We start from the raw sequence: 23891 nt of genomic DNA on the forward strand, positions 1-23891 counted from the left end.
TCCGGCATGGCCTACCGCGCGCCCCGTCACCCGCACATCGAGAAACACGCCCGCCACCAGACCCTGCTGGCGCGGATCGTCGGCCTGGTGCTGATCTGGGCGGTGGTGGGGATCATGGCCCTGCTGGCCGAGCGCACCGTCCCGCCCGAGCACCTGCCCTGGAAGCCGCTCAGCGTCATCGATCCCGTCGGCGTCGCCACCAAGGCCAAGGCGGCCCGCACCGGCGAGGACCCCGCCGCCTGCCGCGCCGTCCTCACCCATGGCGGCCTCGCCTTCCGGGAGGTGAAGGAGGCCTCGGCCGACGGCGCCTGCAACGTCCCCGACGCCATCCGCTTCACCGGCGGCATGGCGCCCCTGCGGCCCGCCGACGTCTCCCTGACCTGCAAGGAGGCGCTGGCCGTCTCCATCTGGGAGCGCCAGGTGGTGCAGCCCGCCGCCTTCGAGGTGCTGGGGGAGGCGGTTACCGCCATCGACAACTACGGCTCCTATTCGTGCCGCCGCATCTACGGCCAGGCCGAGGGCCCCATCAGCGAGCACGCCAGCGCCAACGCCCTCGATGTGGCCGGCTTCAAGCTGGCCAATGGCGAGGTGATCAGTGTGCTGAAGGACTGGAACGATCCCGGCCCCAAGGGCCAGTTCCTGCGCCGGGTCCGCGACGGCGGCTGCCGGGTCTTCATCACCGTCCTGTCCCCCGACTACAACGCCCAGCACGCCAACCACTTCCACCTGGACATGGGCGGCTCGCCCCTGTGCCAGTGAGCCGACCGGTTGCAGAACGCCCGTTATACGGGAACCGGAAGCCGCCCACGCCTCTTCTGAAGGGACATCAACCAGGAGGCTCGCGATGGCGACCATCACAGGCACCAACGGGGACAACAACCGCGACGGCACGGCCAACAACGACGTCATGAACATGCTGGGCGGGAACGACACCGCCAGCGGCGGCGGGGGCGACGACACCATCTATGGCGGCGACGGCGCCGACAAACTCTACGGCGGCGCCGGCGCGGACGATCTGCACGGCGGCGCCGGCCGCGACGTCCTGGCCGGAGGCGGCGGGGTCAATTCGCTCTGGGGCGGTGACGGCGCCGACCGGTTCCTGTTCACCTCCACCGTCACCGACGACGTGGGAAGCGGCCAGGCCATCACCACCGTGCATGATTTCAGCCGGGCCGAGGGCGACCGGATCGACGTCTCGGACATCGACGCCAACTGGAATGCGGCCGGGAACAACGCCTTCCGCTACCTCGGCGAGACCAGCTTCACCGGCCACGCCGGAGAGATCATCTCCTACCGCTACGACCTCAACGGCGGCCAGCCGGGCGGCGTGGTCACCATGATCGAGCTCGACGTCGACGGGGACCGGCAGGCCGACCTCAATATCGGCCTGACCGGCAACCACGTCCTGCAATCCGGGGACTTCATCCTCTAGGTCCGCCCGGGGAACAAACGGGCATTAACACAAAATTCACCATGGTTAACGGATGGAACCCATGGGGAACGAAGCGAGTCCGAATCGGAGTCGCGGCGCCTACAGCTTCCCCCGCCTGCGTGGGGGAAGCTGCTAGGCCATCACCCCTTGCTTCACGCCCTCAGCGCTCACCCGCCGACGCGCCCGGACGCCCTCGGCCAAGCGCTCCAGCACGGCCACCGAGCTATCCCAGTCGATGCAGCCGTCGGTGATGCTCTGGCCGTAGACGAGGGGGCGCCCGGGAACCAGGTCCTGGCGGCCGGCCTCGATATGGCTCTCCACCATCACGCCCACGATGCGGCGCTCGCCCCCCGCCAGCTGGCGGGCCACGTCGTCCATCACCTTGGGCTGGTTGGCCGGGTCCTTCGACGAATTGGCGTGGCTGGCGTCGATCATGATCGCTGGGCGCAGGCCGGAGGCCTCGATCACCTTGGCGGCGGCCTCGACGCTGGCGGCGTCATAGTTGGTGGCCGTCCCGCCCCGCAGCACCACGTGGCAGTCCTCGTTGCCGGTGGTGGCGGCGATGGACGAGCGGCCGTCCTTGCTCACCGCCAGGAAATGGTGCGGCTGGCTGGCGGCCTTGCAGGCGTCCACGGCGATCTTCACGTCGCCGCCGGTGCCGTTCTTGAACCCCACCGGGCAGGAGAGGCCCGAGGCCATCTCCCGGTGGATCTGGCTCTCGGTGGTCCGCGCCCCGATCGCCCCCCAGCCCACCAGGTCGGCCAGGTACTGGGGGGTGATCACGTCCAGGAACTCCACCGCCGCCGGCAGTCCCATGTCGTTGATGTCCAGCAGCAGGCCGCGCGCCAGCCGCAGCCCCTCATTGATCTTGAAGGTGCCGTCCAGGTCCGGATCGTTGATCAGCCCCTTCCATCCCACCGTCGTCCGGGGCTTTTCGAAATAGACCCGCATCAGGATCTCCAGCTCGCCCCCGAACCGCTCACGCTGCTTCAGCAGCCGGCCGGCATAGTCCATGGCCGCCTCCGGATCGTGGATCGAGCAGGGGCCGATCACCACGGCCAGGCGGTCGTCCTGGCCGTGCAGGATGCGGTGCAGGGCGTGGCGGGCGGCGGTCACTGTCACGCTGGCGGCAGGCGTGCGGACGAACTCGGCCATCACCTGGGACGGCGGGCTGAGCTCGGTGAGGCTGCGGATACGTAGGTCGTCGGTGCCGGGCATTGGGAACTCCTGAAGCGGGGAGGTCACCGGGGCGGGCATAAAAAAACCGCCAGGGTGACTGGCGGTGGGTGGATGCTTGTCTAGGACGGTGTCACGTCAAGCCAAGTCCTTCCTCCGCCGGGGGCGTCGGAAAGCTAAAATACCAGGTGCTGGCGGCGAGACGGATCATGACGCTAAAGCCGATACACCAGGACGAAATCGGAGTCATCCCTTGAGCGCGCCCGTCCGCAACGCCACCGTCGGGGTTCCCCCCGCCGAGGTGGAGATCGACATCGGCCTGGTTCGCGCTCTGCTGGCCGACCAGCAGGGCGAGTTCGCCCACCTGCCCATCGAGCTGGTGGCGTCGGGCTGGGACAACGACATGTTCCGTCTGGGCGACGACATGGCCGTGCGGATGCCGCGCCGCCACGTCGCGGTCGAGCTGCTGCGAAACGAGCAGCGCTGGCTGCCGACCCTGGCCGAGGCCCTGCCCCTGCCGGTTCCCGCGCCGTTGCGACGTGGGGCCCCCGGCCGGGGCTATCCCTGGCCGTGGAGCATCCTGCCCTGGATGCCCGGCGGCCCGGCCGACCTCGATCCTCTCCATGCCGACCAGGCCCCGGTGCTGGCGGGCTTCCTGAAGGCCCTGCACCAGCCCCCGGCTCACCCCCGGGCGCCGCGCAATCCGCATCGCGGCGTGCCCCTGGTCGAGCGGACGGACTATCTCGCCCCCCGCTTCGCGCGCCTCGCGGCCGAGACCGACCTGATCACGCCGCGCGTCCGCGAGGTCTGGGACCGTGCCCTGGCCGCCCCCATCGACGTGGAGCCGACCTGGCTGCACGGCGACCCTCACGCCCGCAACGTGCTCTCGCAGGACGGCCGCCTCACCGCCTTCATCGACTGGGGGGACATGTGCCAGGGCGACCGCGCCACCGACCTGTCGAGCCTGTGGATGCTGCTGCCCGATCTCGCGGCCCGCCACGCCGCCATGGCCGCCTACGGCGCCACCGACGCCACCTGGGCCCGCGCCGCCGGCTGGGCGGTGAACTACGCCGTGGTCCTGGTCGACGCCGGCCGCGTCAACGATCCGAGGCTGGCCGCCATGGGGGCGAAGACGTTCGCGGCGTTGGAGGCGGGCGACTGAGGGCTAGGACCTCTCGCCGCGCCGCTCACCACATGCTCGCCGCCGCCCGCACGGGCCATTCGGCGTCGTACTGATCCCCGCCCTGGACCCCCGAACTCGCCGCGCTGAGCATCCGCCCCGCGCTCGGCAGGCTCGCCGGATCGACGTGCTTCTCCGGATTCCACAGGTCGGCTCGGATCACCGCCCGGGCGCACTGGAAGAAGACCGTGTCGATGGTGATCGCCATCACGCAGCGGGGCGGCTTGCCCTCCATCTCGAAGGCCGCCAGCAGATCGGCGTCCGTGCGCAGCTCCGCCCGTCCGTTCACCCGGAGCGTCGAGCCCGAGCCGGGGATCAGGAACAGCAGGGCCACGCGCGGGTCGCGCACGATGTTGCGCAGGGAGTCGGCCCGGTTGTTCCCCCGCCGGTCGGGCATCAGCAGGGTGCGGTCGTCGGCGATCCGCACCACCTCGCCCGCGTCCCCGCGCGGCGAGCAGTCCAGCCCCTCCGGTCCCACCGTCGCCAGGGCGCAGAAGGGCGAGGCCTCGATCACCGCGCGGTATTCGGCGTTCAGGTGGTCCAGCTCCTTGAGGGTCGAGGCGGGGCCGGGCTGGCCGTAGAGGGCTTCCAGGTCTTCGATCTTGGTCAGGGCGGGCATGCGTGAGCTTTCATCACCAGGTCCCCAAGCTTGTCCCAATCAGGTCGTGTTGAAAATTGACTACGGCGGCTAGATCGGTGAGGAAAGCTCACAGATGCGCCAGCTTCCGCCCCTCTCCGCCCTGCGGGCCTTTGACGCCACCGCCCGCCTCGGCTCGGTGACCCGCGCGGCCGAGGAGCTCGGCCGCACCCACGGCGCGGTCAGCCGCCAGATCCGCAGCCTGCAGGAGCATCTCGGCGCCCCCCTGTTCGACAAGGCCGGTGCCGGCCTGCGCCTCAACCCCCAGGGCCAGGCCCTGCATCTCGTGGTCGCCGAGGCCCTGGACCGCCTGGAGCAGGGCTGGCGGCGCGTCCGGGACGAGGCCCGCGGCCCCAGCGTCCACGTCGCCTGCAGCGCCACCTTCGCCACCCGCTGGCTCGCCCCGCGTCTGGCCGGCTTCTACGCCGCCCATCCGGAGGTCCGCGTGCGGCTCTCCATGACCTCGGCCCGGGAGATGCGCGACGAGGGCGCCGACCTGGTGATCGCCTGGGACTGGCGGGGCTTTCCCGCCGCCGACCAGGCCCGCGCCATCCCCCTGGCCTCTGTCGCCTTCGGCCCGGTCTGCGCGCCGGCCTATCCCCTGGACGCGGTCCTCGGCCGCCAGATCACCGTCCCCTGCCGCATCGCCCACGACCACACCTCCAGCGCCTGGGACCAGTGGGCTGCCGCCACCGGCCGGACGCTGACCGGCGCCAGCGAGCTCAGCTTCCCCCACACCCATCTCTGCATCGAGGCGGCCATCACCGGCCTCGGCGTCGCCCTGGTGGAGCGGCGGCTGATCGCCGCCGAACTGGCCGACGGCCGCCTGCGGGCGCCCTGCGGCTTCGCGGAATTTCCCCAGGGCCTGGTGGCCATCCCCTCGGCCGAGCGGCCCTTGCCGCCCTCCGCCCGGCGGTTCGTCGATTGGCTCGCCGCCACGCTTGTGACAGCCTGACGCCTGAGCCCCTCGGAGACGCCCCATGACCTCGCAATCCCCCTGGCTGGAGGACGCCCGCGCGCTCCAGGCCAAGACCGTGGCCTTCCGGCGCGACCTGCACCAGCACCCGGAGCTGGGCCTGGACCTGCCCCGCACCACCGCGGCCGTCCGCGCGGCCCTCGCCGGCCTGGATGTGGAGATCGTCCAGGGGACCTCCAATTCCGGCCTCATCGTCACCCTCAAGGGGGATCCGCAGGGCTCCACCATCCTGCTGCGCGGCGACATGGACGCCCTGCCCATGGACGAGGACACCGGCCTCTCCTTCAAGTCCCAGGTCCCCGGCGCCATGCACGCCTGCGGCCACGACGCCCACACCGCCATGCTGGTCTCGGCCGTCCACCTGATGCACGCCCACCGCGAGCGCCTGGCCGGGACGGTGAAGTTCATGTTCCAGCCGGGGGAGGAGGGCGACTTCGGCGCCCGCCACATGATCGAGGACGGCCTGCTGGACCTGGCGCCCATGCCCAGCGCCGCCTTCGCCATCCATGTGAGCCCCAACATCCCCTCGGGGGTCATCGCGTCGAAGCCCGGCGCCTTCATGGCCTCCCCCGACCAGGTGGCCATCACCCTGAAGGGCCAGGGCGGTCACGCCTCGACGCCCCATCTCGCCCGCGACCCGATCCCGGTCGCCGCCGAGATCGTCATGGCCCTGCAGGCCTTCGTCGCCCGCCGCATCGACGCCTTCGATCCGGTAGTCCTGACCATCGCCAAGATCGAGGCCGGCACCACCCACAACGTCATCCCCGAGAGCGCCCACATGCTGGGCACCCTGCGCTCCTTCTCCGAACGCGCCCGGACCCGCGCCCACGAGGGCATCGCCCGCATCGTCTCCAAGATCGCCGAGGCCCACGAGATGACCGGCGAGGCGGTCATCACCGCCGGCTATCCGGTGACGATGAACGACGCGGCCTTCGTCGCCCGGGTGAAGGACGTGGCCCAGGGCCTGCTGGGGGAGAAGGGCTTCCGCGACATGCCCAGCCCGGTCATGGGGGCCGAGGACTGGTCCTATGTCCTGCAGCGCCTGCCCGGCTGCATGGTCTTCCTCGGCGTCGCCCCGCCCGAGGTGAAGCCCGCCCACGCCCACTCCTGCCACTCCAACCGCATGCGGATGGACGAGGACGCCATGGTCCACGGCGTCGCCCTCCACGCCGCCATCGCCGAGCAGTACCTGGCCAGCGTGCGCTGACTACAGCCCCTTCAGCCAGGTCAGCAGGCGTTCGTTCACCTGCGCCGGCCGTTCCTGCTGGGTCCAGTGGCCGCAGCCCGGCAGGATGTCGGCGCCGCGCAGGTCGGTCATCTCCTCGCCCATGATCTCCAGCAGGTTCCCGCGGCCCAGCATGGACAGCACCAGGTCGCGCTCGCCGCCGATGAACAGGCTGGGCTGCTCGATCTTGCGGCCCTCGAATTTCGACAGGTACTCGAAGTCCCGCTGGTGGTTGCGGTAGCGGTTCAGCGGCCCCCGGAAGCCCGACTCGGCGAACTGGCCGGCGTAATAGGCGATGTCCTCGTCGCTCAGCCAGGCGGGGAAGGGATCGGGATCCACCAGCCCCTCCAGCAGGCTCTGGCCGTGGACCTTGTCGTTGGGCCAGGTCCCGTCCGGCGCGTCGCCGCTGATGGCGTAGTAGAACTTGCGGATCGAGTCCGTGGGATCGGCCTCCAGCTCGGCCTCGGCGGGGCCCACGTTCTGGAACCAGGCCTGGTAGAAGAACTTGCCGCGCTGGGTGAAGACCTTGTCCACCAGCTCCATGAAGCTGGTCTTGGGCACCCCGGTATAGGGCACCGACAGGCCGGCCACCGCGCGCACCCTGTCGGGGCGGATGAGGGCGGAGTTCCAGACGATGGGCGCCCCCCAGTCGTGGCCGATCAGCACGGCCTTCTCGCCCGGCGTCAGGTGCTCGATGAGGGCGGCCACGTCGCCCACCATGTGCTCCATGTCGTAGGCCTCGATGGCCTGCGGCTTGCCCGAGCCGCCATAGCCGCGCACGTCGATGGCGCAGGCGGTGAAGCCGGCCTCGGCGATCGGCCCGATCTGGTGGCGCCAGCTGTACCAGCTCTCCGGGAAGCCGTGGACCAGGACCACCAGGGGGCCCGATCCCTGCATCGCCGCGCGCAGGGGAACGTCGGGCAGGTCGATCGTGCGGAACTCGGGCATGGGCGGATCCTCCAGGGGCGTCACGCTAGGCGCATGACGGTAGGGCCGCCAAACGCAAAAAAGCCCGCCGGGGAGGGCGGGCTTCTTCGGCTGTGACGTCCCGGCTGGGGAGGAAGGACGTCCTAGCGGGCGGCGAGTTCCGAGCGGCCGTAGGCGGCGACCTGGCTGCGCTGCGCCTGGGTCAGGCTGTCCATGGCCTCGGCGCGGACGGCCTCGACGCAGCCCTCGGTGTTGACCATGCGGGGGCCGACGTCCTGGCGCTGGGCGGCGCAGAGCTTGCCGGCCGCCTTGTCCAGGCGCTGCTCGAAGGCCGCGACCCCGGCGGCGGAGGAGAGGTCGCCCACCTTCACGCTCATCGGCGCGGCGTGGGCCGCGGTGGTCAGGGCGAGCATGGGGATGGCCGACAGGGCCAGGGTGGCGACGGAGGCGATCTTGGCGGTGAGCTTGGACATGGTGGGTTCCCTCTTAGGTCTTCGATGTGGTGGGCGGCGACACGCCGCCGATGACTGTTGAGATAGGCCCGTGATCTTCGGAAGTCTCGTGAAGTTCAGGTAATGACCGAGATTTAAGAATGTTACGGAAAGTACATGAATAACAAATACGTCACGATATTTAAGCAACCGTAACAAATGTAAGACCGCCGTCACGCCGTAACCTTTCCGACGCAAAGAAGCCCGCCGGTGAGGGCGGGCTTCCAGGCTGGCGATCCCCGACTGGGGAGGAAAGGATCGCCTCGAGCCTGTCAGGCGGACCGGTTCCGCCGCCCGACGGGCGCTCGTGTCAGGGTCTAGCGGGCGGCGAGCTCGGAGACGCCGCTGGCGGCGACCTGGCTGCGCTGGGCGGGCGTCAGCTTGTCGATGGCCTCGGCGCGGACCGCCTCGCGGCAGCCCTCGGTGTTGACCATCCGGGTCCCGACATCCAGGGCCTGGGCGGCGCAGACCTGGCCGGCGACCCTGTCGATGCGCTGCTCGAAGGCCGCGACGCCGGCGGCGGAGGAGAGGTCGCCGACCTTGACGCTCATCGGGGCGGCGTGGGCCGCGGTGGTCAGGGCGAGCATGGGGATGGCGGCCAGGGCGAGCGTGGCGACCGAGGCGATCTTGCTGGTGAGCTTGGACATGGTGGGTTCCCTCTAAGGTCTTCAATGTGGTGGGCGGCGACACGCCGCCGATGACCGAGGAAATACGGGGACAACCTCACCAAGTCTTGTGAATACCAGGTAATGACAGAGATTTAAGAGAGTTACGGAACATCCATGCATGACATTCGGGTAACAGTACTTAACGGGCTGTAATGTTGGCGGGCGCCCCGTTCCCGTCATCCCGGCCGCAGCGAAGCGGAGAGCCGGGACCCAGGGGCCCAGCCCAGTCACCTGGGTCCCGGGTCTCCCCTACGGGTCGCCCGGGATGACGGGGGTGGAACGCGCCCCTACCCCTCGCCGCGCGCCTCGATGCGCTCCTCGAGGTCGACCTCGTCGACGCTGACCCCCTCGGAATCGGTCATGTCGAAGTCGATGCCGTCGGCGACCAGCTCGTCGCACTTGGCGAGGGCTTCTTCTTCGGTGGCCAGGGTGAAGGTCACCCCGCGGCCGGGATAGCGGGCGGAAATGCGATAGGTCATGGGCCACCCTACCACGCCCTGGCGCGATCGGCCCGCCCCTCTCAACCCTGGGCGGGCGCCGTGGCCAGCCAGATCACGTGGCGGGCGCCGCGCTTGCCGCCCCCGGCCCGGACCTTGACCTCCTCCACCGAGAACCCCGCCCGCCGCAGGCGCTGGCTGAAGGCCGCGCTGGGGGCCGAGGACCACACCGCCAGGATCCCGCCCGGCGTCAGGGCCCGGCGCGCCGCCATCAGGCCCGCCCGGTCATAGAGGCGGTCATTGGCCTTGCGGCTAAGGCCCTCGGGGCCGTTGTCCACGTCCAGCAGGATGGCGTCATAGGCGCCCCGCGCCGCGGCGATCAGCTCGCCCACGTCGCCGATGGCCAGGGTGACCCGCGGGTCCTCCAGGCAACCGGCCGAAAGCTGCGCCATCGGCCCGCGCGCCCAATCCACCACCGCCGGGACCAGCTCCCCCACCGTCACCCGCGCCGCCGGCCCCAGCACCGCCAGGGCCGCGCGCAGGGTGAAGCCCATGCCATAGCCGCCGATCAGGATGTGGGCCCTGGCCCCCAGCCGGTCGCAGACCAGGGTGGCGAGCGCCTGCTCCGACCCGCTCAGCCGGCTGTTCATCAGCTCGATGGACCCGGCCATGATCGAATATTCGGCGCCCCGCCGCATCAGCTTCAGCTCGCCGCCCCCATCGGGGACGATGGCGGTGTCCAGGTGTTCCCAGGGGATCATGGGGCGCTCTCCGGTAGGGAAGGCGGTCTAGGGCGCCGGAGCCGCCGGGGCCAGGGGACAGGGGATGACCCGCGCATAGGGCCAGCCCAGGGCCCCGTCCTGGGCGTCCAGGCAGACCTGTCCCCCCACCACGGCGGCGTCATAGACGTCCTGGCTCACCCACATGTCGTCGAACCGCCGCGGCGGCGTCTCCCGCGTGCTCAGGGTCAGCCAGGGGGTCTGGCGGCTGGGCCCTAGCCGGCGGGCGATGACCGTCGCGGGCGTGAAGGTCGGGGGACCCTTGTCCAGCCTCTCGTTGGCCAGGACCATCCCGCCCCAGATCCCGGCGGCCAGCACCACGGCCGCGCTCGCCACGGTCCCCGGCGGCATCCCCCGGTCGGCGCGCCAGGCCAGCAGGGCGGCGCCCGCCCCCAGGGCCAGGGCGACCAGCAGCATCATCCCCCAGGCCGGGGAGGCGAGGTCGGCCTGGGCCCGGTAGGCCAGGCCGAAACAGGGTCCCAGCCACAGCAGGGGCGCGACCGCCGAGGGTCCCGCCCCCGCCGGCCGTCCCAGGGTCACCATCCCGCGCGCGGCCAGGATCGCCGCCACCGGAGGCGCCAGGCCCGCCGCCAGCAGCAGGGCCCCCGGCGGCTCGCGCCACAGAAAGAGCAGGGCGAAGAGCGCCAGCCCGGCGCCGTTGGCGACGCCGGCCCAGCTGATCCTCCTCGCCCAGCCCATCATCGCCTCACCCCATGCGGTGCAGGGCGCACAGCTTGTTGCCGTCCGGATCGCGCAGATAGGCCAGGTAGAGCTTGCCCATGCCGCCGGCCCGCTCGCCGGGGGGATCCTCGATGCTGGTCCCGCCGGCCGCCACGCCCGCCGCGTGCCAGGCGTCGGCCTGTTCCGGCGAGCTGCAGGCGAAGCCGATGGTGCCGCCATTGGGCGCCGTGGCCGGCTCGCCATTGATCGGCTTGGAGACGGAGAACACGCCGGTGGGCGTCATGTAGAAGATCCGCTCCCCGTCCTGCATCGCCGGCGGCACCCCCAGCGTCCCCAGCAGGGCGTCATAGAACCCCTTGGCCCGGTCCAGGTCGTTGGTCCCGATCATGATGTGCGAAAACATTGGCGCGCTCCCTTTGCTGTTGTGACGCTTCATAGGGGGCGGAGCGGCGCCCTGACAACGGCCAGACTATTCCGCCCCGTGCGGCGCTTTGCGATGGGGGGGGGAAACTCGAGGTGTCCTTTCCTACCCCTGTAAGCGGAGCGGAACGGGGGAGGAAAGATTCTCCCCGCGAAGCTGGTGCGATCTGCAGCCACGTGACTCTACCGTTGCACGCGGAGAAGTGGTGTGTGCAAGTTCGGCAACCAAAAGGGGGAGTGCCATGTTGTACAAGCTCATAGGAATCGCGTTCGCAGTTGCTGCAGTCACTGCATGTGACAAGCCGCCGGCGCCAAAGCCGCCGATCCCAAACCCACCGATCCCAAACCCTCCAGCTCCCGCACCCAGGCCGGTCGCTTGTGATCAGCCCAATCAAGTCCGAGTGCCGGCGAACACCAGCGTGACGTTCCGAGTTAAGCAGCATCGCGACGAGGCCACAGCGTTCAAGCTGAAATCTACTCGCAGCGGTGCCTGGGAACAGGAACTGGACGACTTCTACATGCCCAACACCAACTGGACGGATGTCGATACTTCCAAGGCGGCGACATTCCGGGCGTCACCAAACCCGTACTGTGTGGCGGATGAGGGCTTCTACCAAATCAATCACGTCACGCACGCCTACGTCCGGACAGAGAAGATCGGGACAGCCGACAAGTTCACGATCCAGCACTTCACCGACAACACCAATAATCCGGGCTCCTTCGTCGAGGTCACACTCCACCGAAAGCCCTGACGCCGCCTGCGACCCGTCCTCCTCCGTCCGCGGGGGAAGACGGGTCTTCATGGATTCGGGCGCCAAAGGTTTTCGGCGGCCAACCCCAACCATATCCAACCCCCCGTCCCCTTGACGCAACGTCGCCCGGTCCCGCAAATGGCCCCCCATAAAACCAAACACATGTTTTAACGGGAGACGACCATGGGTGAGCTGTTCGATCTGGCGGGCAAGGTCGCCGTCATCACCGGGTCCTCGCGCGGGATCGGCAAGGCCATCGCCCAGCGCATGGCCGAGCACGGCGCCAAGGTCACCATCTCCTCGCGCAAGGCCGGCCCCTGCGAGGAGGTCGCCGCCGAGATCAACGCCAAACACCCCGGCTGCGCCATCGCCGTGCCGGCCAACATCTCGTCGAAGGAGGATCTCCAGCGCCTGGTGGACGAGACCCGCAAGGCCTTCGGCAAGATCGACATCGTGGTCTGCAACGCCGCGTCGAACCCCTATTACGGGCCGATGAGCGGCATCTCCGACGAGCAGTTCCGCAAGATCCTCGAGAACAACATCATCGCCAACAACTGGCTGATCAACATGACGGCCGAGGAGATGAAGGCCAACAAGGACGGGGCGATCATCATCATCTCGTCCATCGGGGGTTTGCGCGGCACCTCGGTGATCGGCGCCTACGCCATCTCCAAGGCCGCCGACATGCAGCTGGCCCGCAACCTCGCCCAGGAGCTGTCGCCCCACAATATTCGGGTCAACTGCATCGCGCCGGGCCTGGTGAAGACCGACTTCGCCAAGGCGCTGTGGGACACCCCGGCCGGCGAGGCCCGCGCCAGCTCCGGCACCCCCCTGCGCCGCCTGGGCGAGCCCGACGACATCGCCGGCGCCGCGGTCTTCCTGGCGTCCAAGGCCGGCTCCTGGATGACCGGCCAGACCGTGGTCATCGACGGCGGGTCGACCTCCTGAGGGCGCCGCCCCCCTCCCTCCCCGACCTGGGGAGGGCGGACGAAGCGAAGCTTCGGACGGGTGGGGGAGCCTGGCCGCCAATCCCCACCCCGGCCGGCAAGCCGGCCTGCCCCTCCCCATGAAGGGGAGGGAGGCGCCCGCCTTCACCTTCGCCCCCGCCACGGCCGGCGACCTGGAAACCCTGGTCGCCCTGAAGATCGCCGCCATGCGCGCCAGCCTGGAGGCCGTCGGCCGCTTCACGCCCGAGCGCGCCCGGGCCCGCTTCATCGAGGGCTTCCGCCCCGAGCACACCCGGCTGATCCTCGTGGGCGGGGCTCTCGCCGGCTGCGTCGCCTTCGGCCCGCGGGAGGGCGCGTGGGAGATCGAGCACTTCTACATCGACCCCGCCTTCCAGGGCGCGGGCCTGGGCGCCGGCGTCCTGGCCGCCCTGCTCGCCGAGGCCGACGCGGCGGGCCACGCCGTGAACCTCACCGTCCTGCGGGAAAGCGACGCCAACCGCTTCTACGCCCGCTTCGGGTTCGTGGAGGTGGGCCGCGAGGGCGTGGATGTCTTCTACCGGCGGGACACCAACAGCTAGCGAACCCCCCAACTCCTCTCCCCCTATGCGGGGGAGAGGGTAGGGTGAGGGGGCCGTCGGACGCCTGCGCAAGCTTGACCTGAGCGCTTCACCGACCGGCGGTCAGCGCGCCCGCCGCCGCAGCAGCGCCCAGAACACCAGCCCCACCAGCACCGTGAACCCCATGCGCAGCAGGTCCTCATGGAGTTGCGGCACGGTCAGGCGCAGGTTGCTCACCACCCCCTCCTCGATGGAGTTGCCGGCCCCGTGGGCCACCGCGGCGGCCCAGAAGCTGCCGGACCGAAGCGTCAGCCAGCCCAGGAAGAAGGACACCGCCACCAGGGTGATGGGGAAGAGCACCAGGGCGCCCAGCACCGGATGCTGCGGGTAGTTGTAGCCCGCCAGCAGGGACGGCAGGTGCCAGAAGGACCAGATCAGGCCCAGCAGGGCGATGCCCCGCGTCGTCCCCAGCCGGTCGATCAGCTGGCCCTGCAGCAGGCCGCGCCAGGCGCTCTCCTCGCCCATGGCCACCAGGCCGTTCATGGCGGCGAACACCCCGCCCGTGGCCGCCACATTGGCCAGGAACAGTGGCCAGGCCTGCGTTCCCTTGCCCAGCACCCAGGGTCCGCCGGAGATGCTCACGCCCGTTCGCGCGAACGCGAACCAGCCCGATCGCCCCCAGCCCGCGGCCTCCACCGACGCCACCACGCCAAAGGCGATCAGGGTGGGGACCAGGACGGCGACCAGCATCAGGGGAAGCATCCGCCAGGCGGGCTTCCAGGCGAAGGCCCTGCGGGCGCTGCGATCGAACAGGAGGAAGGCCAGGGTGACCAGGGTCGGGGCGAACATGGTCGCCAGCAGCCAGGGCCGGGCGGCCGGCGATTCCAGGTCCCCCACCCTGGCGATGGCGCCCAGTTGCAGGCTCCAGCTCAGCAGGAAGATCAGGGCCACATAGGCCGCGAGCTTGCGGGTGCTCATCGCGCGGCCCCTTCCAGGCTGGTGGCGGGCCGGTTCCGGGCGATCGCGCGCAGGGCGCCCACCAGGATCAGCCGCAGGGCCAGCCAGGCCAGGACCAGGCTCAGGGCCGCCAGCGGGAAGATCCAGGCGCCCAGCAGCTCGCGGGCGCTGGTGGGATCGTCGATGATGCCGATGAAGACGCCGGCGCGGCCCGACCACAGGCCGGCATGGGCCGGGTCGATGACCTTGTAGATCGCCGTGGTCACCACCACGAAGGCGCCTGCGCTCAGCAGGCAGGCCGCCGCCACGGCGGCGAAGGCCAGCAGGCTGCGGTGCGCCCGGCGCAGGATCGCGGCGGCCAGGTCGCCGGATTTCTGCGAGCCCAGGGCGCCCGACAGTTCGAAGTCGTCCAGGAACCGGCGCGCATAGGTCTCCGGCGCGCCGAAGCCCGCCAGCAGCTCGGCGGGGGCCTGTCCGGCCTGGAGGCGTTGATTCAGGTGGTCGGCGATCTCGGCCACGATGTCCTCGCGCTCGGGCGCGGGGATAGCGGCCAGCGACCAGCTCAGCCGTCGCAGCCAGTGGGCGATCTCCGGGGATGGGCTCGGGCTCATCTTGGGGTCCGTCGGTCAAGGAAGGGGTTGAGGGCCGCGCTCAGGCGCCGCCATTCCACGAGCTGGCTGGCCAGCTCCTCGCGGCCCTGATCGGTCAGGGCGTAGTATTTCCGCGGTCGGGCGCCGTCCTGCTCGATCCGCCATTCCGAGGCCATCAGCCCGGCCTTCTGCAGCCGATGCAGCAGCGGGTAGATGGTGCCCTCCGCCAGATCGACCCCGGCGTCGGCCCGCAGCCGGTCCAGCAGCTCCAGGCCGTACTGCGGCCCCTCGTCCAGCAGGCTCAGCAGGGCCAGCTCCGCCACCCCCTTGAGGAGTTGGGCGCGCCGGCTGTCGCCTTCGGGTCTGTCATTGTCTGTCATCTTGTAATGCACGATATCATTCTTCGCACGATCGTCAATCCGGCGGCTGCCCCCTCTCCCCCGATGCGGGGGAGAGGCTCGGGTGAGGGGGCCGTCGAACCGCGGAAGCCTGACCGCTCCGGCCCCCGATCCTTGCGCCCCCCGGCCCCGCGCGCGATCCTCGCCCAAAGGGGAGCGCCGCCATGGATCCATTCGCCCGCGCCTGGGAGCACCTGACCGTCCGCCGCGAGGGCGCGGTGGCCGAGGTGGCGCTGAACCGGCCCGCCGCCCGCAATGCGCTCAACACCGCCCTGATGGAGGAGCTCACCGCCTTCGCGCGGTCCGTGCGCCGGCGCAGCGACCTCACCGCCGTCATCCTCACCGGCGCGGAGACCTACTTCTCCGCCGGCGCCGACCTCGCCGCCCAGGGGGAGCGCCGCAGGCCCACCCTGCTGGAGACCCGCGAGGCGGGGATGGCCGGCCCGGACATGTGCGAGGCCTGGGAGGCCATCGAGGCGGTGACGATCGTGGCCATCGAGGGTTTCTGCATCGGCGGGGGCTGCGCGCTGGCCGTGGCCTGCGACTTCCGGATCCTGGGGGCCGGCGCCTATTTGCGCCTGCCGGAGGTCCCCCTGGGCATAAACATGAGCTGGCGCAGCCTGCCGCGCATCACCGCCCTGGTGGGGCCGGCCCGGGCCAAGCGCTTCGTGATGTTCGGCGAGGCGACCGACGCGGATGCCTGCCTGGACTGGGGCTTCTGCGACGAGGTGGCGCCGACGGGCGGGGCCCTGGCCGCGGCCCGGACCTGGGCCGCCAAGCTGGCCGCCCTGCCGCCCCTGCCGGTGCGCATGACCAAGGAGGCGGTCAACGCCGCGGTGGCCGGCGGCGCGCACGCCGCGACCTTCATGGACCGCGACCAGTACCTGCTCACCAGCCGCTCGGCCGACTTCCGCGAGGGCGTCGCGGCCTTCTTCGAGAAGCGGCCGGGCCGGTTCCAGGGGGATTGAGCGGGGCCTCGGCGGTCACATGTCGGCGTCGGTCGGTCGACATGTCGGCCCGCAAACCCAGGCCCCGCAAGGGATGGCGGCGAGGGGCGCGAACGTGCGTTTTCCTCCATCCGCGACGGCCGACATGTGTGTCAGCCGACCGCCTTGCGCGACAGCTCCCGCGCCTTGGCCAGCCGCTCGACGCCCCCGTCCAGCGTCGCGTCCCCCTTGGAGAAGCACAGCCGCAGAATGCTGGTCACCGGGTCGGTCTCATAGAGGGCCGAGACCGGGATCGCCGCCACCCCGGCCTCCTTGACCGCCCGCAGGGCGAAGGCCCGGTCGGCCTCCACGATCCCCGAGGCGGCCAGGTCCACATTGAGGAAGTAGGTCCCCTGGCTCGGCAGGACGGCGAACCCCTCCCGGACCAGGCCCGCGCTCAGCCGGTCCCGCGACCGCTGCAGTCCGGCCGGCATGGCGGTGAACCAGTCGCCCGGGTTGTCCAGCCCACGGGCCACGGCGGCCTGCAGGTTGGGCGGGGTGGTGAAGGTCAGGAACTGATGGGCCCGCGCCAGGGCCCGGGTCAGCGCCGGCGCCGCGCAGAGGAAGCCCACCTTCCAGCCGGTGAGGCCGAACATCTTCCCCGCCGAGCCGATCTTCACCGTCCGCTCCCGCATTTTCGGCAGGCTCATCAAGGGGATATGGACGCGCCCATCGAAGATCACCTGCTCCCAGACCTCGTCGCAGATGGCGATGACGTCGTGGGCCACGCAGAGCTCGGCCAGCAGCTCCAGGTCCTCCCGCGGCAGCACCAGGCCGGCCGGATTGATCGGATTGTTGAGCACCACGAAGCGGGTCTTGTCGGTGAAGGCGGCCTCCAGCATGGCCCGGTCGAACCGCCAGTGCGGCGGCGCCAGCCGCACCAGCTTCGGCGTCCCCCCGGCCCTTCGGATCAGCGGCAGATAGGCGTCATAGACCGGCTGGAACACCACCACCTCGTCCCCGGGCTGGACCAGGGCCAGGAACGCGGCGGCCAGCGCCTCGGTGGCGCCGGAGGTGACGGTGACCTCGGTCTTCCAGTCCAGGTCCAGGCCCTGGGTGCGGGCGTAGTGGCCGGCGACGGCCTCGCGCAGCTGCGGCAGGCCGGCCATGGGCGGGTACTGGTTGTAGCCGTTCAACAGCTCGTCGGCGGCCTTCTGGCGGAGCGCCAGCGGCCCCGGATCGTCGGGGAATCCCTGTCCGAGATTGAGGGCGCCCAGCTCGCGGGCGAGGCCCGACATCTCCTCGAACACGGTGGTCGGAAGGTTGGCGAAGACGGGATGGACCATGCGCGCTCCTGGGACGACCGTTGCCTAGCATAGGTTCGGCGGGGATATTGAGCCCATGGAGATCATCGCCTTCGAACCCCGTCACGGTGAAGCCTGGAAGCGGCTGAACGAGGCGTGGATCGCCAAGCATTTCGCCATCGAGCCCAAGGACCGCGAGGTCCTGGACGACCCCGCAGGCCAGATCCTGGCCAAGGGCGGGGCGATCTTCATGGCTGAGCGGGACGGGGAAGCGGTGGGCTGCGTGGGCCTGATCGCGCTCTCCGACGGCGGCTTCGAGGTGGCCAAGATGACGGTGAGCGAGGCCGCCCGCGGGACGGGCCTGGGCAAGCGGCTGATGACCGCCTGCATCGACTTCGCCCGGAAAGCAGGGGCGCCGCGGCTCTATCTGGAGACCAATTCGGCCCTGGCGCCGGCGCTGGCGGTCTATCGGGGGGCGGGGTTCAGGGACCTGCCGCCGCGGCCGACCCCCTATGCGCGGGCCGACGTCTTCATGGAATTGCCGCTGGCCTAGTGGACGGCGGCCAGGGCGTCGCCCAGGGTGCGGCGGGTCACCGGCTTGCCGAGGAAGCCGATCGGGTTGATGGCCGCCATGGCGCGGCGGAAGTCCTCGGTGATCGATCCCGAGACGAACAGGGAGCGGACGCCGAGCTTGGCGTAGAGCTTCTGCGCCAGCTTGCCGCCGTCGGTGTTCTTGGCCAGGCGGATGTCCACCAGGGCCAGGTCGGGCTTATCCTCCTCGGCCATTTCCCAGGCGGTGCAGGCGTCCGCGGCTTCGGCGACGACCTCGTGGCCCAGGTCTTCGAGCAGGCTGACGATGTCGAGGGCGATCAGGGCGTCGTCTTCAACAACCATAATGCGCATGGTCATACGGTACTCCTCGGGAAGACGACTGCAAAACGCGCGCCGACCTCCGCATCTTCAATTTCGAAACGCCCGCCCAGTTGGCGCGTCAGCGCGTCGATCGCCCTCATGCCCAAGCTCTTGGTTTTCTTGGGGATGAAGCCCTTGGGCAGGCCGGCCCCATTGTCGGACACGCTCAAACGATAGTTGTCCCCGTCGGTTCCGAACGCCACCTGTATGCGCGGCGTCCGGTCTGTCGGGCAACCATATTTCAGGGCGTTGGTGACCAACTCGTTCAGGATGAGCGCCAGGGGCGCCGCCTGCCGCACATCGAGCAGGATCGGCTCGACCTGGGTTTCCAGGATGACGTTCTCCGCGCCCATCGAGTCCACCAGCTCCCGGGCGAGGGCCTCGGCATAGGCGCCGCCGTCGAACAGGCCGATCTGGCCGCCGGCCTTGTAGAGCTGCTCATGCACCCGGCCGACGGCCATGATCCGGGTCAGGGTCTTGTCCAGGGCCTCGCGCGTCTCGGCGTGCTCCGAGGCCCGCGACTGCAGCCGCACCACGCTGGCGATCTGCTGCAGGGAGTTCTTCACCCGGTGGTTCACCTCGTCCAGCAAGAGGGTGCGGTCGGCCAGCAGGGCGCGCAGTCGTTCGGCGGTGTCGGCCTCCACCTCGCGATCGAGGTTGATGTCGCGCAGGGCCCGGATGAACAGCCAGGCCAGCAGGCCCCCGAAGGCCACCAGGGTCAGCAGCACCAGGATGCGGATGGTGGCCGCGCGCTCGGCGCGCTGCGCCTCCAGGTCCGCCTCGGTGCGGTCGAGTTCGGCCACCAGGCGGCGGATCTCGGCCATGGCGGCGATGCCTTCGCCGCGGCGGATGATGCGGATGGCGGCCACCGGCGCGCCGGCGGCGCGGGCGGCCATGGTCTCGTCGATCACCGACAGCCGCTTGGCCATCTGTGTCCGCAGGACCTGCAGGCGGGCCTGCTGGTCGCGATTGTCCACGGTGAGGGCGGTGACGGTCCGCAGGTTGTGCGCGGCCTTGGCGCGGGCCGCCCCGACCTGGATGACGAACATCCGGTCGCCGGTGAGCACATAGGCGCGCTGGGCCGATTCCGCGTCGCTCAGGGCCTGCAGGACATCGCTGATGCCGCTGCGCACCTGGTGGGTGTGGCTGACCGAGCGCGCGGCGCTGTCGTACCAGAGGAAGATTCCGCCCAGACAGGCGAAGGTCAGGAAGAGCGCGCCGACCGTGGCCGCCAGCAGGCGGAAGGCGCGCTCGCGCGCGCCCTGGCGATCCGCGCCCGAAAGCTCGATCGGGTCGCGCGCCATGGACCGGTTATTCTTCCTTGGCGCGGCGCTTCCGCAGGCTGGGGTTCAGCACCTGCTTGCGCAAGCGGATCGACTTGGGCGTCACCTCGACCAGTTCGTCTTCCTCGATATAGGCGATGGCCTGCTCCAGGGTCATCCGGCGCGGCGGGGTGAGGCGCACGGCCTCGTCCTTGCCGGACGCGCGGATGTTGTTGAGCGCCTTGGCCTTCATCGGGTTGACGTCCAGGTCGTCGGCGCGCGAGTTCTCCCCGATGATCATGCCCTGGTAGGTCTTTTCGCCGCCGCCCACGAACATGAAGCCGCGGTCCTCGAGGTTCCACAAGGCGAAGTCCGTGGTCTCGCCGTCGGAGTTGGAGACCAGCACGCCCTTACGGCCGGCGTCGATGGCGCCCTTGTAGGGCTCGTAGTGGCTGAACACGCGGTTCAGCACGCCCGAGCCGCGGGTGTCGGTGAGGAACTCGCCCTGGTAGCCGATCAGCGAGCGTGACGGGCTCATCAGGCTGATGCGGGTCTTGCCAGCGCCCGACGGCCCCATGTCCTTCAGTTCGGCCTTCCGGGCCGAAAGCTTTTCGATGACGATGCCGGTGAACTCGTCGTCGACATCGATCATGACGTCCTCGATCGGCTCCAGGCGTTCGCCTGTCTCCGGGTCGGTTTGGAACACCACGCGGGGACGGCTGATCGACAGTTCGAAGCCCTCGCGTCGCATGCTCTCGATCAGCACGCCCAGCTGAAGTTCGCCACGGCCGGCGACTTCATAGGCGTCCTTGTCGGAGGTCTCGGTCACCCGGATGGCGACGTTGGACTGGGCTTCCTTCAGCAGGCGCGCGGCGATCACGCGGCTCTGCACCTTGTCGCCTTCACGGCCCGCCAACGGGCTGTTGTTCACCGAGACGGTCATGGAGATGGTGGGCGGATCGATGGGCTGGGCCGGCAGGGCCTCGGTGACCTCCATGGCGCACAGGGTGTCGGCCACGGTGGCCTTGGACAGGCCCGCGATGGCGACGATGTCACCGGCCTCGGCGTCCTCGATGGGCTGACGCTTCAGGCCGCGGAAGGCGAGGACCTTGGTGATGCGGCCGCGCTCGACTTCCTTGCCGTCGAGCGACAGGGCGTGGATCGCCATGCCCGGCGTGGCCTTGCCCGACTGGATGCGGCCCGTCAGCAGGCGGCCCAGGAAGGGGTCGTTCTCGATCAGCACCGACAGGATCTGGAAGGGCTTGTCCTTGTTTTCGACGACCTTGGGCTCGGGCACGTGGCGCACGATCAGGTCGAACAGGGGGGCCAGGTTGTCGTTGGGCTTGGCCATGTCCAGCGTCGCCCAGCCGTTCTTGCCCGAGGCGTAGATGTGCGGGAAGTCCAGCTGCTCGTCCGTCGCGCCCATGGCGGCGAACAGGTCGAAGGCGTCGTTCAGGATGCGGTCGGGATCGGCGTGCGGCCGGTCGACCTTGTTGAGGCAGAGGATCGGCTTCAGGCCCATCTTCAGGGCCTTGCCCAGGACGAACTTGGTCTGGGGCATGACGCCTTCTTCGGCGTCCACCAGGATGACGCAGCCATCCACCATCCCAAGGATCCGCTCGACCTCGCCGCCGAAGTCGGCGTGGCCGGGGGTGTCGATGATGTTGATGCGGGTTTCGCCGGCCTCGCCGTGCCACAGCACGCTGGTGCACTTGGCCAGGATGGTGATGCCGCGCTCGCGCTCCTGGTCGTTGGAGTCCATGGCGCGTTCGACCGTCGCCTCATTGGCGCGGAAAACCCCGGACTGGGCGAGCAGCTGGTCCACCAGCGTGGTCTTGCCGTGGTCGACGTGGGCGATGATAGCGATGTTGCGGAGCGACATTTAATTCTTATCTCGGGAGGGGCGCGCGCCTGGGAAGGGCGCGCGCTTGTAAGCGAGTGAGGGGCCTTTCACCAGCGCAATCTCGTCGCGGTGGTCGACCTTGTGGTTCAGCTGTTGTGCGATGCAGCACAGCCTAAGTTGCCGGCGGCGCCCAAACATCCTTTTGATATTACGATATATTTAGGATGGGCCGCGAAAAAATCCAGGGCGATCGAACATTTAGCCTTGAACTTTTGTGCGCCGCACTGTACCTCTCTTTCTGTGAGGCGGCCTTGTCGCCTCTGCCCTTCCTGGGCGTTTCCTCCCTAATGAACTGCCGGGCCCTCGGGTCCGGCTTTTTTTTGGCCTGACGCCCGGGCGCGCCAGGCGGGCCGGGGGAAACGGCGGGGGGACGGGCCGGGATCGCGGCGCTAGGCGGTCCTCAGACCGCTCCAGTCGGCCCCCGCCAGCATGGCGGTGAGTTGCCTCAGATCGCTCTTCAGCTTGTCGAAGCCCTCGGTGGGGACCAGGCGCGCCTCGTCCAGATAGAGTCCCCGGCTGATCTCGATCTGCAGGGCGTGGGTCCGGCGGGCCGGGCGGCCGTAGTGTTCGGTCGTATAGCCCCCGGCATAGGGAGCGTTGCGGGCGACCCGGTAGCCCATGGCCTCCAGCTCCCGCTCGACCCTCTGGGTCACTTGGGGCGCGCAGGCCGCGCCGAAGCGGTCCCCCAGCACCATGTCGCAGGCGCCCCCGCCCGAGCGGGCCGCGGCGGCGGGCATGGAGTGCCAGTCCACCAGGATCGCAAAGCCGTGGGCCGCGTGGGCCTCCCCCAGCAGGCGGGCCAGGGCGGCGTGATAGGGGGCGTGCGCGCGCTCGATCCGGCCGCGCGCCTCGGCGAAGGTCAGCTTGCGGGCGTAGATCTCCTGGCCCTCGGAGACCACCCGGGCGATGGCGCCCAGGCCCGCGGCCACCCGGGCCGAGCGGCCACGGGCGAAGTCCGGCAACTCGTCGGCGAACATGGCCGGGTCCAGCTCGAAGGCCTCGCGGTTGACGTCGATATAGGCCCGCGCCAGCCGGGCGGCGATCACCGCGGCGCCCAGGTCCGGAGCCGGTCCGATCAGCTCGTCGACGAAGGCGTCCTCCGATCGGCGGATGGCGATGGCGTCCAGCGCCGTCGCGGCCATCATGTCCTCGGGATAGAGGCGGCCCGAATGGGGAGAGGCGAAGACCAGGGGCGTGGGCGCCGGGCCGCCGTCGAGGGCGGCGCGCCAGATGTCGAACACCGGCGCCGGCTTGGGCGCGGCGTCCTTGGCGACAAGGGGCTCGCAGGCGGTCATCGGGGTCATATGAGGGCGTCCCCCGCGGGCGGTCAAACGATCAGCCGCGTGCATCCCCGATGGTTCATCGCGAGTTTACACCTCAGCCTCTATGATGAGGCCTTCTTGACCACTCGCGCGGAACACCCATGCCCCGGATCCTGTTGGCCGAAGATGACGATTCCCTGCGTGGCTTCCTCAGCCGCGCCCTGGAGCGCGCCGGCTACGACGTGACCGCCTGCGCCGACGGCGAGGAGGCCGCCGCCGTGCTCGACCAGGACTGGGACCTGCTGCTCACCGACATCGTCATGCCGGGCATGGACGGGATCGAGGTGGCGCGCCTGGCCGCGGCCAAGCATCCGGGCCTGCGCATCATGTTCATCACCGGCTTCGCCGCCGTGGCGCTGGCCGCCGGCGAGAGCGCGCCCCCCGGCGCCAAGGTGCTCTCCAAGCCCATCCACCTGCGTGAGATCGTCACCGAGGTCGAACGGATGATGGCGGCGGCCTAAAGGCCGCGCTTGCACCGGAAACGACCCTCCATTATACCGCCGCCTCCGCTCCCGAACGGGGGACCTTGACGGTCTGGACGTGTAGCTCAGCGGGAGAGCACCTCGTTGACATCGAGGGGGTCACAGGTTCAATCCCTGTCACGTCCACCATCCGTTTTCCCAGACATCCCTCCGCGGCGCGAGACGCCGCCCCGGCGGCTCCGAACCCCTTGCTGGCCCACGTCCGACGATCGGTTCGTCGGCGGATCGTCGGCGGCCGAAAAGGGGCGTGACCTGACGCCGCGTCATACGGGCCTTGGGCTGGCGCGGCTTTTTCCCGCAGGTGAGGCGGTGTTGCAACACTGCCTTTTTGGCGTCGGAGCCTTAATCCGCCTGGACCCCTAGGGTTTTTCGAAAGACCGGCACGATCCGAACATTGTTAGCCGTTCCGACGGTCTGGAAAATCCGAGCGAAACCAAGACGCTAGACCTGACGAGGTCGTCAAGTTTCACATTTCCTGTTTCCGGTATGTCGGCGGGTAATATATTTCTCTGTTATGTCAAAAGCTTAGCGGCTAAGGCGCGCTGTTTCG

General features: G+C 69.8%; 28 protein-coding genes and 1 tRNA gene. 12 read left to right on the forward strand and 17 right to left on the reverse strand.

Annotated elements, in window-relative coordinates; all coding sequences use genetic code 11:
* Nucleotides 1–6 precede the first annotated feature (6 nt).
* Both AC1RN5_RS20915 and AC1RN5_RS20920 read left to right on the forward strand, forming a co-directional pair.
* Complete coding sequence (locus tag AC1RN5_RS20915) at nt 7–759, forward strand: extensin-like domain-containing protein (protein ID WP_493043576.1); 753 nt, start codon at nt 7–9, stop codon at nt 757–759.
* Nucleotides 760–844: 85 nt separating this feature from the next.
* Nucleotides 845–1432, forward strand: coding sequence for a type I secretion C-terminal target domain-containing protein (locus AC1RN5_RS20920; protein WP_493043578.1), 588 nt, complete (start codon nt 845–847; stop codon nt 1430–1432).
* Nucleotides 1433–1564: 132 nt separating this feature from the next.
* Here AC1RN5_RS20920 and AC1RN5_RS20925 read toward each other — a convergent pair whose 3' ends face one another.
* Nucleotides 1565–2689, reverse strand: a complete 1125-nt coding sequence (locus tag AC1RN5_RS20925) for a 3-deoxy-7-phosphoheptulonate synthase (protein WP_493043579.1) — start codon at nt 2687–2689, stop codon at nt 1565–1567.
* A 172-nt stretch (nt 2690–2861) separates the two neighbouring features.
* On the opposite strand from AC1RN5_RS20925, the gene AC1RN5_RS20930 reads away from it, so the two are divergent.
* Nucleotides 2862–3770: an aminoglycoside phosphotransferase family protein gene (locus AC1RN5_RS20930; RefSeq protein ID WP_493043581.1), complete on the forward strand. Its 909-nt coding sequence runs from the start codon at nt 2862–2864 to the stop codon at nt 3768–3770.
* Between the two features lie 25 nt (nt 3771–3795).
* Here AC1RN5_RS20930 and AC1RN5_RS20935 read toward each other — a convergent pair whose 3' ends face one another.
* Nucleotides 3796–4407, reverse strand: a complete 612-nt coding sequence (locus AC1RN5_RS20935; RefSeq protein WP_493043583.1) for a pyridoxamine 5'-phosphate oxidase family protein — start codon at nt 4405–4407, stop codon at nt 3796–3798.
* 94 nt (nt 4408–4501) lie between these two features.
* On the opposite strand from AC1RN5_RS20935, the gene AC1RN5_RS20940 reads away from it, so the two are divergent.
* Together AC1RN5_RS20940 and AC1RN5_RS20945 are read left to right on the forward strand one after the other, a co-directional pair.
* Nucleotides 4502–5380 carry a LysR substrate-binding domain-containing protein gene (locus tag AC1RN5_RS20940; protein WP_493043585.1) on the forward strand — a complete coding sequence of 293 codons (879 nt, stop codon included), beginning with the start codon at nt 4502–4504 and terminating at the stop codon, nt 5378–5380.
* Between the two features lie 25 nt (nt 5381–5405).
* Nucleotides 5406–6608: a M20 metallopeptidase family protein gene (locus tag AC1RN5_RS20945; RefSeq protein ID WP_493043587.1), complete on the forward strand. Its 1203-nt coding sequence runs from the start codon at nt 5406–5408 to the stop codon at nt 6606–6608.
* Here AC1RN5_RS20945 and AC1RN5_RS20950 read toward each other — a convergent pair whose 3' ends face one another.
* From AC1RN5_RS20950 to AC1RN5_RS20980, 7 genes are all read right to left on the reverse strand, one after another.
* Complete coding sequence (locus AC1RN5_RS20950; protein ID WP_493043589.1) at nt 6609–7574, reverse strand: alpha/beta fold hydrolase; 966 nt, start codon at nt 7572–7574, stop codon at nt 6609–6611.
* A gap of 122 nt (nt 7575–7696) precedes the next feature.
* Complete coding sequence (locus AC1RN5_RS20955; protein ID WP_493043591.1) at nt 7697–8026, reverse strand: UrcA family protein; 330 nt, start codon at nt 8024–8026, stop codon at nt 7697–7699.
* 335 nt (nt 8027–8361) lie between these two features.
* A complete protein-coding gene (locus AC1RN5_RS20960; protein WP_493043593.1) occupies nt 8362–8691 on the reverse strand; it encodes a UrcA family protein in 330 nt (109 codons plus the stop codon).
* A gap of 308 nt (nt 8692–8999) precedes the next feature.
* On the reverse strand, nt 9000–9191 hold the full coding sequence (locus tag AC1RN5_RS20965; RefSeq protein WP_421933252.1) for a hypothetical protein: 192 nt from the start codon (nt 9189–9191) through the stop codon (nt 9000–9002).
* Between the two features lie 41 nt (nt 9192–9232).
* On the reverse strand, nt 9233–9910 hold the full coding sequence (locus AC1RN5_RS20970; RefSeq protein ID WP_493043595.1) for a spermidine synthase: 678 nt from the start codon (nt 9908–9910) through the stop codon (nt 9233–9235).
* A gap of 27 nt (nt 9911–9937) precedes the next feature.
* Nucleotides 9938–10627: a hypothetical protein gene (locus AC1RN5_RS20975; protein WP_493043597.1), complete on the reverse strand. Its 690-nt coding sequence runs from the start codon at nt 10625–10627 to the stop codon at nt 9938–9940.
* Between the two features lie 7 nt (nt 10628–10634).
* The gene (locus AC1RN5_RS20980) at nt 10635–11012 is read right to left on the reverse strand and encodes a VOC family protein (RefSeq protein WP_493043599.1); all 378 of its coding nucleotides are present in this window, start codon (nt 11010–11012) and stop codon (nt 10635–10637) included.
* 259 nt (nt 11013–11271) lie between these two features.
* Here AC1RN5_RS20980 and AC1RN5_RS20985 point away from each other — a divergent pair, with 259 nt between their 5' ends.
* The 3 genes from AC1RN5_RS20985 (at nt 11272) to AC1RN5_RS20995 (ending at nt 13306) form a co-directional block, all read left to right on the forward strand.
* Nucleotides 11272–11781, forward strand: coding sequence for a hypothetical protein (locus AC1RN5_RS20985; protein WP_493043601.1), 510 nt, complete (start codon nt 11272–11274; stop codon nt 11779–11781).
* Nucleotides 11782–11964: 183 nt separating this feature from the next.
* A complete protein-coding gene (locus AC1RN5_RS20990) occupies nt 11965–12729 on the forward strand; it encodes an SDR family oxidoreductase (protein WP_493043603.1) in 765 nt (254 codons plus the stop codon).
* Between the two features lie 118 nt (nt 12730–12847).
* Nucleotides 12848–13306 carry a GNAT family N-acetyltransferase gene (locus AC1RN5_RS20995; protein WP_493043605.1) on the forward strand — a complete coding sequence of 153 codons (459 nt, stop codon included), beginning with the start codon at nt 12848–12850 and terminating at the stop codon, nt 13304–13306.
* Nucleotides 13307–13408: 102 nt separating this feature from the next.
* Here the strand turns inward: AC1RN5_RS20995 and AC1RN5_RS21000 are convergent, their stop codons facing one another.
* The 3 genes from AC1RN5_RS21000 to AC1RN5_RS21010 are packed head-to-tail and all read right to left on the reverse strand — an operon-like array spanning nt 13409 to nt 15212.
* Complete coding sequence (locus AC1RN5_RS21000) at nt 13409–14263, reverse strand: CPBP family intramembrane glutamic endopeptidase (RefSeq protein ID WP_493043607.1); 855 nt, start codon at nt 14261–14263, stop codon at nt 13409–13411.
* A complete protein-coding gene (locus AC1RN5_RS21005; RefSeq protein WP_493043609.1) occupies nt 14260–14853 on the reverse strand; it encodes an HAAS signaling domain-containing protein in 594 nt (197 codons plus the stop codon). The genes AC1RN5_RS21000 and AC1RN5_RS21005 overlap by 4 nt, the downstream gene beginning before the upstream one ends.
* Nucleotides 14850–15212: a PadR family transcriptional regulator gene (locus AC1RN5_RS21010; RefSeq protein ID WP_493043611.1), complete on the reverse strand. Its 363-nt coding sequence runs from the start codon at nt 15210–15212 to the stop codon at nt 14850–14852. The genes AC1RN5_RS21005 and AC1RN5_RS21010 overlap by 4 nt, the downstream gene beginning before the upstream one ends.
* A gap of 182 nt (nt 15213–15394) precedes the next feature.
* Between AC1RN5_RS21010 and AC1RN5_RS21015 the strand changes: the two genes are divergently transcribed.
* Complete coding sequence (locus AC1RN5_RS21015) at nt 15395–16198, forward strand: enoyl-CoA hydratase/isomerase family protein (RefSeq protein ID WP_493043613.1); 804 nt, start codon at nt 15395–15397, stop codon at nt 16196–16198.
* Between the two features lie 131 nt (nt 16199–16329).
* On the opposite strand, the gene AC1RN5_RS21020 is transcribed toward AC1RN5_RS21015, so the two are convergent.
* The gene (locus tag AC1RN5_RS21020) at nt 16330–17502 is read right to left on the reverse strand and encodes an aminotransferase (protein WP_493043615.1); all 1173 of its coding nucleotides are present in this window, start codon (nt 17500–17502) and stop codon (nt 16330–16332) included.
* A 55-nt stretch (nt 17503–17557) separates the two neighbouring features.
* On the opposite strand from AC1RN5_RS21020, the gene AC1RN5_RS21025 reads away from it, so the two are divergent.
* The gene (locus AC1RN5_RS21025) at nt 17558–18013 is read left to right on the forward strand and encodes a GNAT family N-acetyltransferase (protein WP_493043617.1); all 456 of its coding nucleotides are present in this window, start codon (nt 17558–17560) and stop codon (nt 18011–18013) included.
* On the opposite strand, the gene AC1RN5_RS21030 is transcribed toward AC1RN5_RS21025, so the two are convergent.
* The 4 genes from AC1RN5_RS21030 to AC1RN5_RS21045 form a co-directional block, all read right to left on the reverse strand.
* Nucleotides 18010–18369 (reverse strand): response regulator, encoded by a 360-nt coding sequence (locus AC1RN5_RS21030; protein ID WP_493043619.1) that lies wholly within the window; start codon nt 18367–18369, stop codon nt 18010–18012. The two genes, AC1RN5_RS21025 and AC1RN5_RS21030, sit on opposite strands and share 4 nt — an antisense overlap.
* Nucleotides 18366–19676, reverse strand: a complete 1311-nt coding sequence (locus tag AC1RN5_RS21035) for a sensor histidine kinase (protein WP_493043621.1) — start codon at nt 19674–19676, stop codon at nt 18366–18368. The genes AC1RN5_RS21030 and AC1RN5_RS21035 overlap by 4 nt, the downstream gene beginning before the upstream one ends.
* 7 nt (nt 19677–19683) lie before the next feature.
* Complete coding sequence (typA, locus tag AC1RN5_RS21040; protein ID WP_493043624.1) at nt 19684–21516, reverse strand: translational GTPase TypA; 1833 nt, start codon at nt 21514–21516, stop codon at nt 19684–19686.
* Between the two features lie 410 nt (nt 21517–21926).
* Nucleotides 21927–22832, reverse strand: coding sequence for an N-formylglutamate amidohydrolase (locus AC1RN5_RS21045; RefSeq protein ID WP_493043652.1), 906 nt, complete (start codon nt 22830–22832; stop codon nt 21927–21929).
* 128 nt (nt 22833–22960) lie between these two features.
* On the opposite strand from AC1RN5_RS21045, the gene cpdR reads away from it, so the two are divergent.
* Both cpdR and AC1RN5_RS21055 read left to right on the forward strand, forming a co-directional pair.
* Nucleotides 22961–23320: a cell cycle two-component system response regulator CpdR gene (gene cpdR, locus AC1RN5_RS21050; protein WP_215338251.1), complete on the forward strand. Its 360-nt coding sequence runs from the start codon at nt 22961–22963 to the stop codon at nt 23318–23320.
* 75 nt (nt 23321–23395) lie between these two features.
* Nucleotides 23396–23470 (forward strand) — tRNA-Val (locus AC1RN5_RS21055).
* Nucleotides 23471–23891: the final 421 nt, after the last annotated feature.

Source organism: Phenylobacterium sp. GW821-FHT12F10 (genome assembly GCF_058806695.1).